We start from the raw sequence: 13000 nt of genomic DNA, 5'->3' as shown, positions 1-13000 counted from the left end.
AACCCCTCCATAACTATTTTAGGTATCACTTTAACATTAAAATTTCATTCATAATTTCATATGGTTGTTTTAGACCATTCAACATTTTTATATAAGCTAATCTATTTTCTGTTAGACTATATTTCATTGGACTATTTGTAATTAATTCATCAATAGTTTTCATAACAGCCTCTTTGCAAAAAATTTCTTCTGTTTTAATAATTCCCATATAAGGATTATTAATTAAAATAGAATTTAAAAAAGTATGCCAGCCTACAGGAAACATTTGATATGTGTAGTATTTATCAAGATTATTAATTTCATCATATAATTCTTGTGAAAGTAAGCCCTCTTCTTTAAGATGTAAAATTTTCTTTCGACTCAATGAATTCTTAAGCATCAACGTAGGTATTCCTGAAATCGCAAGTCTGCAGGCTGTAGTTGAAGTAATATTTCTAGTTATTAGCAGATCGCTAGCAGTGGCATATTGGTCAAATTTACTTGAATCAAGTGAAGGAATAAACAAACAATTATTATGCAGTAAATTGGCCTTTAAGACCATATCTTTTCCAACACAAATGATTAAATAATCTCTATTAGCTAAAGTTTGTAATATATCTATAAACCTTTTATTAACAAATGTAATAAAAGGTTCAATTCCTGGGTAAGCCTTATAAGTATCTTGCCATACAGCCGATGTGATTAAAATTATAGGTTTTGTTTGTGTAAGATTCAGCTTATTTCTTGCAGCTAGTTTTTTTATAGGTGTATAATCAATAAAATCTGTAGTTAAGGCATAATAGTATTTATCAACACTGTTATTTTCATTAATCACGTTTCCTATTGGACAAGGAACTAATTTAAAACTATATAATGATGTATCTAAATCACTTAAATATTTCGCTTTAAATCCATAGGTATCCATTACTCTTTTTTCATAACTATAATCAAAATTATCAAATGTTCCAATCTCTGTTTCAAACAATTTTAAGTCATCTAAAGTAAGTCCATAGTGTCTTTCACAAAAATGATAGTTTAAGAAGTCTGCTAATATCACACATTTAGGATGATGCTTCATGGCAAAATCTTCGAATAAAATACGATTAATTTTTCCACATTTAGGAATTAATACACTGTATGGGATCAATTGTTCTTTTAATATTTTTTCATGTGAAGGTGGAATAAAAAAATATGGTTTATACCCATGTGACTTGAGATTTTTAGCAAATTCAATTGCTATTAGTAGTTCCCCATAGGCCCAATAACTTGTTGTTATAAAAGCTATCCACATACGTTATCATCAAAAGAATCATCAAATTCTTTTGAACCATAATACATTAAATATTCTTTATAGATACCTCCACACTTTTCTGCATCAGGGCAGCTCCTGCATTTCTTAATATATTTGCAAGTCTGCTGTGTCATAAAATCTGCATAATCTTCTAAAACGGTTTTTCTAAATAATAACTTGAATTTTTTTTCATCCCAGTTAATCATATATTTAACATAATCATCTAGTACACAATAAGGGAATCCCTCTAAAGTAACTATTATATTTTTTGCTTTTAGGATATCAACTGCAGCTTTAACATTTTTTATTGATTCTGTATAAGTAGGAGTAACTTTGAAAAAATTTTCAAATGCTTTTCCCGCTGGATGAAGTGCTGAAATATTAACATGTTGCACACCTAATTCAGTTATAAATTCTACTATTTCACAAAGACTGTTCATATTTAGCTTTGAAACAACTGTATTTGTACGCACTTTTTTATTGAGAGCAAGTACATTTTTTATACCTGCTACTGCTTCATCGAAACTTCCATGAACTGTGGTAATAGCATCATGCTCTTCTGCATTTTTCCCATGAATTGACACAACAAATAAATCTACTCCACCATCTACCACTTTTTGAGCAAAATCTATGTTACTCAATAATCTAGCATTAGTTTGAAGTGAAATACTGGGATAATTATACTCTTTTATCCAACTTAATACGTCTAAAAATTCAGGTATAACTGTGGGTTCTCCTCCATGAATATTTACTGATTCATAGCCTTTATCTGCATTATCTTTTAAATACTTATATATTATTTTTTTATCAACTTTCTCCTTACTTTCAATATGTGAATTAACTACACAAAATTGACAAGAATTATTACATTGATCTGTTAGATGAATACTTAAACTTTTCATTAAAAAATACTCCCTTTCTCATTGACTTATTTAAATGAAAACTCATCTTCTATTTTCCTCTTTAATGCTACAAATTTATTTATATCTCCTAAATCATAACAATTTCCTGTATCAAAATAATAGCCATATGTTCGTAAACCTTGCTTAATAGCCTCATTAAAAATATCAGACAACAATAGTTCATTAGAATATTTCAAACTATGATGGTTAGCATATGTCACATATTGATGTAATAATTCCGTAAACTTATCATTCCATATACCTATATTCCAAGTATTATATAAGGTTGTTTGACTTGGTTTATCATATATATTAATTATTCTTCCATCCGATCCAATTTTAACAGGTGCCAACTTTTCCGGAAAATTAGTTGGATAAACTCCTAATGTTAAATCTGCATTTTTTTCTTCATGATATTCTAAAATCTTGCAAAAACTATCATTAGGAAATAGAATCGTATCGGACATACCCATTAATACTGTTTTATTTTTTAACCATGTATATGCCGTATCGATAGCAATAGGCATACCAGTTAACTTATCTACTTCTTGGCATAAATAGGCAATGTTTATGCCATACTCACTACCATTACCATAATATTTTATAAGTTCACTTTTATTTTCATTGATAACTATTATAAGGTTGTTTACACCAACTTGTTTAATTTGGTCAATACAATAATCTCCAAGTACTTTTGGAACTATTTTTTCTTCATCTCCCACATAAACCCTCTTATATCCAATATTAGTTAATTCCTTTAAACCTCTAAATGGATACATTCTAGTTCCTTTCCCACCTGCTGGTATCAGACCAATATATTCTTTATTTTTACTTACCATATGATTTACCTCTTTTATCTATTAGCTTATTTCTCATTATCTTGAATCACTATATTTATTTCACGTCTAATATTATGTTGTTTATTTCCTTGTTTAGCTAAATAATGTTCTATCATAGTTCCCATGACTACCATTCTGTTACTAGCATCAAAAAGGACGATTCCTTCGTAACTAGAAATTCCTTTCTTACTTACTTGCACTTTACTGTCCTTCATAGCAACCTGTGAATTATTGCAACAATAATTGTAAATAGAGCATATCCGATTTTTATAGAAGGTATATCCTAAAAAGGTTGCAAAAAACTTACCATTTTTAAAACTTGAATCTTCACTGTATAAACCTTGTCCTATCCCATGTTCTATTAGTGATATATCTGTTAACTCAACGGTTTTACCAATATTCTCTTCTTCTAATGAGATTTTAAAGAAGTAGTTAGAAAAAACATCAAATGAAATTATATCGTAAATCTGCATACCTATTAAATAACTACTTGGTAATTTAGGAAATTGAGCAAGACACTTACTAAAACTTTCTGCTTGAGCGGCAATCTTTCGCAATATAATTCTTCGTTCATCTCTGTCTAGTTCATTGATAGATTCCAAATCCATTAAGAAAAATGGGATTTTACACCCCACAGGAAAGTTCCACTCAATAGGTTTAGCCGACACATTTTTAACAAAAGTAACTTGATTTATAGTAAACATGGTTGATACCATAAGATTTGAAATGGCCTCTTTAATATATTTCGTATATACTGTGGTTAAACTCTCATTTTTTACAGTTTCTCCTTGGTCATTAAAATAGAAATTATTCATTTCAATAGCATAAGTTACATTATCCTGAAAATTACTCAATTTTGGTTGGAAATTTGTTTGCTTATACAAATCATTTATTTTCATTGTTGGCTCCTCTATGCGTTATATGCTATTTCACTCATAATCTCATTTGGTGATTTCATGGCTAAAATTTGCTTAACATAAGCCATTTGCTGCTCCTGTAATTGTTTAATCTTATCTTCATGGTATAAATACGTTTTTAGTGTTTCAATAACTGAATCTTTTTTAGCTATTTCAACCTCTTTATAAGTACCATTATAAGGATTATTTTCCATTACAGGATTTAAAAATCTATTCCATCCCCATATACTTACTTTAAATGGATAAATCACCTTAACATTTTGAGCCATTTCTTGATACCAATTAGGAAATACTTGCAATCTATCCACAAGTTTAGAAAAATCTACCTTTTTCTTATTCTGAAAAACCACACTTGGAATAAGTCCAAATATAGCCTTTGATAGCGTTACTGAAACAAGATTCATAGTGATAAATAAATCTGATGACAATAAATATTCATCAAATTGTTGTGGTAATAAAGTATCAAAATGAATATACTTTAAAGCTTTATTTTCTGTTGTCCATTTGTTAGGTCCTACATGAAGTATTACAATATCTTCATCTAATGATAAAAAGTAATTTTCAAATATTTTTGGAATCCATTTCATAAGGTTAGCTGAAGCTGGAATCTTATCACAATTAAGAAGCTCCCATTTTGAAGAAGCATAAAATACAAGCTTCTGAGAATCCTTTATACCCAATGCCTTTTTTGTTGCTAATTTATCCTCTAGTGAACGTACAAAAAACTTATTATATAACCCAAAATGCTTAATATAATTATATTCATTACCACGCCTTGTATTTAGAGGGCAATTTCTTATAATAAAATCACATTTTTCTAATAGTGATGGTAAAGTTTTAGAAATCCCTGCGTAGTAGTCTATTTTATAATCGGTATCAGTATATTGATATTCATCTGAGCCTATGATCTTAATTCTATATTGCTTCAAAAATTCCATACAGATACCAGACCAAGATTTTGAATACTCAGTAGTAAAAATATCAAACAGTGCTAAATAATCTGGAGAAAACTCCTTTATAAAAATATCTATAATATCCTTATTAACGCTGGGTCCATCTACTAAATTAAGAACTAAACATTTCATATCTCTTGCTTCTAAATACGCTTTATGATTAGTAGGAATGATAAAAACAACATCGTACATTTGGGGGTTCAATCTACTTCCAAACTCATAAGCAATCGTTAGCTCTCCAGCTGACATATGACTCATGACAAACATTGCAATTTTTATCATGTTAATCCCCTTCCATTGATTTAAATAATTGATTTCTAATATATATAATTTTTTTATAGATATCAATTTTATGTGATTTCTTAATATTTTCCTCAATTTGCATGCAAATAAGCATAAGAAAATCTGGTATTTGTTCTATATAACTTCTTGGTAATTCTTCTGCTTTAGTGGATACTTCTATAGCTTCTTCTGTACGCTTATGATCTATAAGATATTCTGTTAACATAAAATATGGAATTATATAATAGGGTTTATAATCTGCTTCTTTTTGCTCAGCAATGATATATTTTAGTTCCTCTTCAATTTTATCTGACATAGCCACATTAGTAGGGAGGATCATCCACACTCTGACTCTATATAGCCGAATAGCCCAATGGTCAGGTCTTACTTTCAATATATCTTCGAATAAACTTAATGCTAAATTAGTATTAATAGGTGTAGTATATTGTGTAGCTAAACTATTTTGCAATAGAGTAAACAAGGCATAAACAGCCACAATATCTATATTTTCGCTGTTATTTTCATACTGCATTTTCAGTTTTTCTTTGTACTTGCCGCCTTTTTGATTGAGTTTAGCCATCATTGAAGCAATACGAAACAATTCTTCATCTTTTTTCGTAATACACCACTTTTCTTCCCCCATTAAATATCATCCTCTCCAGCTTCTTCCTCATCCAATTCAGCATCATAGTCTGGTGTATAGATAGCAGAGTCAGCTGAGAAATATTCCTCTAAATTATCAACTGTTAACTTCTCTAAGTCTTCTGCTTCAAGACAGCTTAATAACATCTTTTGTACATCTGTTAGCTTATATGATTTCATAGCCTCTTTTGGGTCATCAATAAGTAATTGTTTAAAATCAGGTTCATTTATAGCACGAATAATCAGCTCCTTTATTGCTGTATTTTCGTTGTCTACTTCATTTCCTTCTATATTTTCAATAATATTCTTCTTATCGTCCATAATCAAAATCCTCCTATATCTATATATATTTAGCCCTTAATTCTTTTATTGTATTTAACATTTCCTTTTCTCTAGAAATCTCTAATTTCTTACATATTTCTTCAAAGCACATATCAAAATATTGTCTTAGTTCTTTGATTTTTTTAACTTCTAATTTATTAGCCTTCTTAATTATTTCAGCAGCCTCTTCTACTTGCCCATTGGAATAACAAAGTTCTGCTAATAATAAATAAGTAATTACAAAATATCCTTGATATTCACTTCTCTCATGAAGATTAATTAGATAATGTAGTTGTTGATACATTTTTTGCTGATTCTCTACTGTGCAGGGTATTATAAGGCCTGTCTTAACCCAATAAATAGAAATAATCCAGTAATTGGGTTTTCTTTCTAAAATATCTTCAAAAATAGTATAAGCTTTTAAAAGATAGTCTTGATTTTCCAATATGTCATTGCACTTTTTATTAAGTAAATAAAATAGACCTTCTGCTACGAACATTTCTTCTGATTTCTCATTTTTTTCAATACATAGTAATTTTTTAATACGTTGATGAGGATTAGGTGTATGTGTAATAAATACTATTGTATTAAATAACTCTATATCACTTTTACTAATAGGAATAATCATATTGTCTTTCTCTGATTTTTCTATAACTTTTGTATACATTCTTCAACTCCTTTGTATATTTTTTCTATATCTATGGTAGTAAACTTCCCATCTTTATAAAGAATCTCTCCATCAACCATTGTTAAAATCACATCTCCTCCTTGTGAGCAATAAATAAGGTTATCTAATATCTGATGATATGGTTTCATATGTGGTTGATTTAATTCAATTACTGCTAAATCCGCTTTATACCCTTCTTTTATAACGCCTGTATATTGTCGTCCTTGTTGCTTAGCTCCATTTCGAGTTGCCATATCCATTAGTTGATTATTTGATAGCAGGCAAGGGTTATGATTTACTCCTTTATGCACTAATGCTGCTAAATGTAACTCTTTTAATATATTGAGAGTGTTATTACTAGCAGCTCCGTCTGTGCCTAAAGAAATATTGATACCTTTTGATAACATTTGTTCAATAGGAGCTATACCACTGCCTAATTTCAAATTACTAGAAATATTATGTGCTATAGATACTTTCTTTTGAGTTAAAATATCTAAGTCTTCTTTTTCTAAATAGACACCATGTGCTGCAAGAACAGGAACTTCAAACACACCACACTTTTCAAAGAATGCTGTAGGTGTTAATCCATTTCGTCTTTTTTTACACTCTATATGTTCTCTTTCCGTCTCAGATAAATGTAAATGTATTCTCATATTATTCTCAAGAGCATATTCCGCTATCTCTCTAATTACCTTTTCTGTATTACTATATTCAGCGTGAATAGCTGCATCAATTATTACCTTTTGATCTTCATTACTATATGTCTGATGCAACTGCTCTAATGTTTTAAATTGATGTAATGAATTTAAGCTTTCTTCGTGGCGACTAAATATAACCTCACTATAATTAATTTTTATTCCTGCTTCTAATGCTGCCTTAATAACACTCTCCCCAAACATATACATATCGCTAAAAGAAGTTATCCCACAAGCTAACATTTCTGCAATACCTAATAAGGCTCCATGGTATACGCTTGTAAAATCAAGTTTAGCTTCTGCTGGAAAAATCACTTCATTAAGCCAACGATCAAGTGGCAATCCGTTTCCCATTCCTCTAAATAAAGTCATTGAGACATGGGTATGTGAATTAATAAGGCCAGGAATAAGTAATTTATTTAAGCCATCATACTCTTCATTCGCATAATTTCTTGGCATTTCTTCTGATATACTTTTAATTAATCCATTTTCAATTTTAACAAAGCCTTTTTTTATTTCATTATTTTCATCAACATAAAATATATTCTTAAATAACATTTTTCACCATCTCTCTCTTAATACTTAAGGTGCAAGTTCTAATAAAATTTCTTCTATAAATTTTATCCACAAACCTAAATAACAGTTACTAACTTCAGAGATTTCCTTTTCTGTAGGTTTACTATCTTTTATTCCTGATGCCATATTAGTAATACAAGACAAACCTAATATATTTAAATTACAGTAAGCTCCCATAATAACCTCTGGTACAGTTGACATACCTACTGCATCAGCTCCTAAAATCTGTAGCATACGAATTTCTGCTGATGTTTCAAATTGTGGACCTGGCATAAAAGCATAAACACCTTTTTTCAAAGGATAATTAATTTTTTCTGATACTTTTAATGCAATACTTTGTAAATTTTCAGTATAAACTTCTGTCATATTGCAAAAATAATTACTTTCTTTATTTTTAAGGTGTCGAAGAGGTGACTCAGAAAAAAACTTAATATGATCAGTAATCATCATTAACTCACCTACATGTAAGTTTTCATTAATACCACCTGCAGCATTAGTAATAATAAGTGTTTCAACTCCTATCTCTTTTAATACTTGAATGGGATATGCTATCTCCTCCATGCTAAATCTTTCATAATAATGGTATCTTCCTGAAAGAAGTATAACATCTACTCCAGCTATTTTACCTATATATAATTTTCCTTCGTGCATAGGATTTATTGTAGATTTGAAATAAGGAATATCTTTATAATCAAGGATTATTTCATCCTTGATTAGTTTAGTGAGTCCTCCAAAACCAGAGCCAAGAATAATAGCGATATTAGGAGTTATGACGGCTTTATTGATTATATAAATACCACTTTCTTTGATATGCGTATCCATTTTTTTCTCCTTCTATTTAGTATCTAAAAATCAAAAGTATTATAATATATTTTCATTTTGAAAAATTCATTTTAGATTTCATATTATATAATTATATATATTATATATAAGGTATAATATTACATTATTATGATTTATTTGGTATAGTAATGCTTACTTTTGTTGATTTATACTTAAAGTTGATTCTATTGCATATTGAGTTATACTTATCTATAAATTATTTAACAATAATTTATAGATAATTATCGTATTAAAAAGTGTTAGAAGAAAAAAAACTGTTAGTTAGATGGTAAATCACACGATTTTTTTGTTTTTAATCTGATTTATTGGAATTTAGCAATGTTTTTTCAAAAATAATTAGGTTTAGATTTGAATAGATGTGAAAAAATTAGCAGAGATTTTTAGATGCTCATAAAAGGAAAGATAATTTTATCTTTGCAGATTTTTTTAACATGATGGTATAATAATAAAGATTTATTATCTAGTGGAAAGAGGTATTATAATATGAGTTTAAAGGAAAAATTAAAGGACATTCCCTCATCCCCTGGAGTTTACCTTATGAAAGATTCTTCTGATGACATAATTTATGTGGGAAAGTCAAAGGAACTTAGAAAAAGAGTTCAATCTTACTTTCAGAATTCAAAGGCCCATTCTCCAAAAGTTAGAAAGCTTGTGCAAAATTTAAAGGATTTTCAATATATAGTTACTGATACGGAGTTTGAAGCTTTTATGCTAGAATGTGAATTAATAAAAGAAATAAAACCTAGATATAATAAATTGATGAAGAGTCCTCAATCTTATAAATATATAGAAATATCAATAGATGAAGACTATCCTAGGATTGAAATTGTCAATAGGAAGGAAGAAAATGAAAACAGGCTATATTTTGGTCCCTATACAAATAAAAGTACTGTGGAAAGAGCTATTTCTGGTATAAAAGAGCATTGTAAAATAAACTGTAGTAATACATCTAAAAAAGGTACTTCATGTTTAAACTACTCCTTAGACTTGTGTATTGGGACATGCATAGGAGAACCTAGCGTTGAAGAGTATCATAGCATAATTAATGAGATTATAGCCTTACTTAATGGTACTGACAAAGGTATCCTTGAAAAAATGGAGAAAAAAATGTTGGGATATTCCGAAGATTTTAATTTTGAGGCTGCAGCAAAGTATAGAGATTACATAAGTTCAGCAAATTATCTTATAAGTAAAGAAAAGATTATAGATTTCGCAGAAGAGAATAAGAATATTGTAATGATTGAGTATTTAAGTGAGTGTACATTTAAACTCTTTCTTATTAAAAGAAATAAAGTCATTTTTAGTTATATGTATAGGATAGATAATTTAAATATTGAAGATGTAAGAGCTTTGATAAAAATAAATATTTTAACCTATTTTAGCACTAAAACCTTTAATTTCTCTACAGAAATTACTAGAGATGAAATAGATGAAGCGCAAATAATATATAGTTACTTAAAGAGTAACAATTGTAGATATACTATAATTCCTGAGAGCTGGCTTAACTCTGAAAATCATGTCAATATGGATATGGAATTAAATAAATTATTGAATTAATATAAAATATTCTCTTATACATAAAAAAGCTATCTCACAATAATAGATAGCTTTTTCATTATAAGAAGCTTAATTCTAATATTAGTTATTGGCCTTGGAGCAAATAAGATATTGATAAATATAATATTGGATTTTAAAGCCTTCATTAGTTATTTTGCATAAATTATCCATTAAAGCTGTTTCTTCTTCATTTGTAGATATAGTATTTGCTAGCTGCTTAACTATAGTGTGTCCAATGGATGCAAACATCTGTACTATTTCATGATAAGTAAAGAATCTTAGATGAGTTTTATCTAAAAGTCCTTGATCTGTATATTGAAATCTTCCACGTATTAAATTATTAATAACACTTATGTGCATTACATTAGGAATACTTGCCAAAATGAATCCATCTTTTTTTAAATATTTTTTAAGCTTTTTTAAGGTATTCCAAGGATCAACAAGGTGTTCTAATACGTCTCCAAATATAATATAATCGAAGATTTCTTCTTCATAGGATAATGCTAAAGTTTCAACATTCCCTATAATAATATCATTAGTTATTGTTAGTGCTTTTGCTATTTTGCCTACCTTTTCAATATATTCAATGCCATATAGAGAAGAGTTTTTATATTTATTTTTTATAGCCATTAGAGTTCCACCCACTCCACATCCAACTTCTAACACCTTAATTGGATCCTTTTCGTCAGCTACCATCATATTAATTATGTCAGATCTTGCATTTCCATAGTAGTGTATATCAAATCCCCATTTTTCTTTTAGCTTACAGTGATTTATTATCATTGTGTGATTAAATTTATTTATATTCTTTTTAAAAGAAGTACCACCAAAATGATGAATAAAAATATCTTTACAACATAATAAAGTATATCCTTCATTGATTATCCTTAAGGATAAGTCATCATCTTCATAGTTTCCAGGGGTAAATCTTTCATCTAATAATCCAATTTTATCTAATAGCTGCTTTTTTATTAAATAACAGTACCCAATTAAGTTAAATTTATATTCATATAAGTCTTTATTTAGAGCGTTAAGTGATAATGAAAACTGAATCATCTCTAACAGATTTTTATATGAACAGGAAACTTCTTGATGATTACCATAACTATTAGTTATAGGTCCGACTGCACCTATATCCTCTTTACTATATAAAGCTTTATTAAGATCATTTAGCCAATTTGGAGTCACTATGGTATCGTTATTTAATAGTAAAACACTTTCCCCTGTTGCAATCTTAATGCCTTGATTACAGCCAGCAGGAAATCCCCTATTCTCTTCATTGTAGATTATCTTTAAATCTTCTTGAGAATTTAGCCATTCCACAGTTCCATCTGTGGAATTATTATCTACCACAATTATTTCATAGTAATCCTTTTGGGTAAATTTTCTAATACTCTCTATACATAGCTTTGTATAATCTAATTGATTAAAAGTTAAAATTATTATACTAGTATATTTCATATTCTCTGCATTAGGGGTATGGGGATATTCATTTAGTAAATTTAATGAATCATTGCCTATTTCTATATTTCCATTCATTTATTCTTACTCCTATAAACTTTTTAATATACTATTACAGTTTATAGGAAAATATTAAATAAAGTTCCTAAATAAGTTACAATTATAGAAATACATGTCTTAAAATATTATTAATTCAAATTTTTATTTCCCATGAAACTTAATCCTATCATACCAGCACCTGTATGGGTTCCTATGATAGGGCCTATTTGGCTTATAATAATTTCTTTAACAATAGCTCTTTCTCTAATAAGTTCCGCTAAACTTTCTGCATTTTCGAGGCTATCTCCATGTCCTATAATTACTGTCTGGTTATTTAAATCTATTCCATCCTCAATCATTCGTTCTATTAAAACTTCTAATGATTTTTTTTTCCCTCTTACTTTAGAAACAGTAATCAAGTGTCCCTTATGGTCAACGCTTAACACAGGTTTTATTTTTAAGGCTGTTCCTACAATAGCTTCCACTGATGAAATTCGTCCACCTCGCTTTAGATGATTTAAATCTTCAACGGTAAACCAATGACATACCTTGTCCCTATTTTGTTCAATCCACTGTTTTAACTCTTCTATGCTCATACCTTCCTGCTTTTTTTGAACAGCATTATATACTAAAAGCCCTTCACCTATTGAAGCAGAAATAGAATCAACGCTTATAATCTTTCTTTGAGGATATTCTTCTAAAATATCTCTAATAACAATTTGTGAATTATTATAAGTTCCACTTAATCCAGAGGAAAAAGCTATATATAATATATCTTTTCCTTGTTTAAGTATGTTTTCAAAAAAGTTTTTGTAAGTAATATAATTAATTTGAGTTGTAAGTGAAGTTTTTCCATCCCTTAATTTTTCATAGAACTTATGGAAACTCATTTCTCTTTCATCTGGATAATGTAGATAACTAATATTTTCGATTTCGAAAGACATAGGTACGACATGAATATCTAACTTCTCAATTAATTCTAATGGTAAATCTGCGGTTGAATCTGTAACGATAATATAGTCCTGCATATATAATA

The 13000-nt window shown here is 28.7% G+C and carries 13 protein-coding genes; 1 reads left to right on the top strand and 12 read right to left on the bottom strand.

The window, feature by feature from the left end:
* Positions 1–25 precede the first annotated feature (25 nt).
* Genes ACI48Q_RS10680 through ACI48Q_RS10635 form a run of 10 tightly spaced genes read right to left on the bottom strand, consistent with a single transcriptional unit; the run spans position 26 to position 8886 of the window.
* On the bottom strand, positions 26–1270 hold the full coding sequence (locus tag ACI48Q_RS10680) for a DUF6365 family protein (RefSeq protein WP_474919065.1): 1245 nt from the start codon (positions 1268–1270) through the stop codon (positions 26–28).
* On the bottom strand, positions 1261–2172 hold the full coding sequence (locus ACI48Q_RS10675) for a radical SAM protein (RefSeq protein ID WP_474919064.1): 912 nt from the start codon (positions 2170–2172) through the stop codon (positions 1261–1263). Before ACI48Q_RS10675 ends, ACI48Q_RS10680 begins: the two co-directional genes overlap by 10 nt.
* A gap of 26 nt (positions 2173–2198) precedes the next feature.
* The gene (locus tag ACI48Q_RS10670) at positions 2199–3011 is read right to left on the bottom strand and encodes a sugar phosphate nucleotidyltransferase (protein WP_474919063.1); all 813 of its coding nucleotides are present in this window, start codon (positions 3009–3011) and stop codon (positions 2199–2201) included.
* A gap of 26 nt (positions 3012–3037) precedes the next feature.
* On the bottom strand, positions 3038–3910 hold the full coding sequence (locus ACI48Q_RS10665) for a hypothetical protein (protein ID WP_474919062.1): 873 nt from the start codon (positions 3908–3910) through the stop codon (positions 3038–3040).
* An 11-nt stretch (positions 3911–3921) separates the two neighbouring features.
* On the bottom strand, positions 3922–5163 hold the full coding sequence (locus ACI48Q_RS10660) for a DUF6365 family protein (protein ID WP_474919061.1): 1242 nt from the start codon (positions 5161–5163) through the stop codon (positions 3922–3924).
* A gap of 1 nt (position 5164) precedes the next feature.
* Positions 5165–5806, bottom strand: coding sequence for a hypothetical protein (locus ACI48Q_RS10655; RefSeq protein WP_474919060.1), 642 nt, complete (start codon positions 5804–5806; stop codon positions 5165–5167).
* The gene (locus tag ACI48Q_RS10650) at positions 5806–6126 is read right to left on the bottom strand and encodes an Os1348 family NHLP clan protein (protein WP_474919059.1); all 321 of its coding nucleotides are present in this window, start codon (positions 6124–6126) and stop codon (positions 5806–5808) included. The genes ACI48Q_RS10655 and ACI48Q_RS10650 overlap by 1 nt, the downstream gene beginning before the upstream one ends.
* A 19-nt stretch (positions 6127–6145) precedes the next feature.
* Entirely contained in the window at positions 6146–6793 is a 648-nt protein-coding gene (locus ACI48Q_RS10645; protein ID WP_474919058.1) for a hypothetical protein, read from the bottom strand.
* The gene (locus ACI48Q_RS10640; protein WP_474919057.1) at positions 6775–8046 is read right to left on the bottom strand and encodes an amidohydrolase; all 1272 of its coding nucleotides are present in this window, start codon (positions 8044–8046) and stop codon (positions 6775–6777) included. Before ACI48Q_RS10640 ends, ACI48Q_RS10645 begins: the two co-directional genes overlap by 19 nt.
* A 24-nt stretch (positions 8047–8070) precedes the next feature.
* Complete coding sequence (locus ACI48Q_RS10635; protein ID WP_474919056.1) at positions 8071–8886, bottom strand: purine-nucleoside phosphorylase; 816 nt, start codon at positions 8884–8886, stop codon at positions 8071–8073.
* 504 nt (positions 8887–9390) lie between these two features.
* Here ACI48Q_RS10635 and ACI48Q_RS10630 point away from each other — a divergent pair.
* Positions 9391–10464 (top strand): GIY-YIG nuclease family protein, encoded by a 1074-nt coding sequence (locus ACI48Q_RS10630; protein ID WP_474919055.1) that lies wholly within the window; start codon positions 9391–9393, stop codon positions 10462–10464.
* A gap of 81 nt (positions 10465–10545) precedes the next feature.
* Here the strand turns inward: ACI48Q_RS10630 and ACI48Q_RS10625 are convergent, their stop codons facing one another.
* Together ACI48Q_RS10625 and ACI48Q_RS10620 are read right to left on the bottom strand one after the other, a co-directional pair.
* On the bottom strand, positions 10546–12003 hold the full coding sequence (locus ACI48Q_RS10625; RefSeq protein ID WP_474919054.1) for a glycosyltransferase: 1458 nt from the start codon (positions 12001–12003) through the stop codon (positions 10546–10548).
* Between the two features lie 110 nt (positions 12004–12113).
* Entirely contained in the window at positions 12114–12992 is an 879-nt protein-coding gene (locus ACI48Q_RS10620; RefSeq protein ID WP_474919053.1) for a DegV family protein, read from the bottom strand.
* Positions 12993–13000 lie beyond the last annotated feature (8 nt).

Source organism: Clostridium sp. LXY-7, from assembly GCF_056172015.1.
Note: the sequence above shows the minus strand (reverse complement) of the source record. Positions and strands in the feature narration are given on the sequence as shown.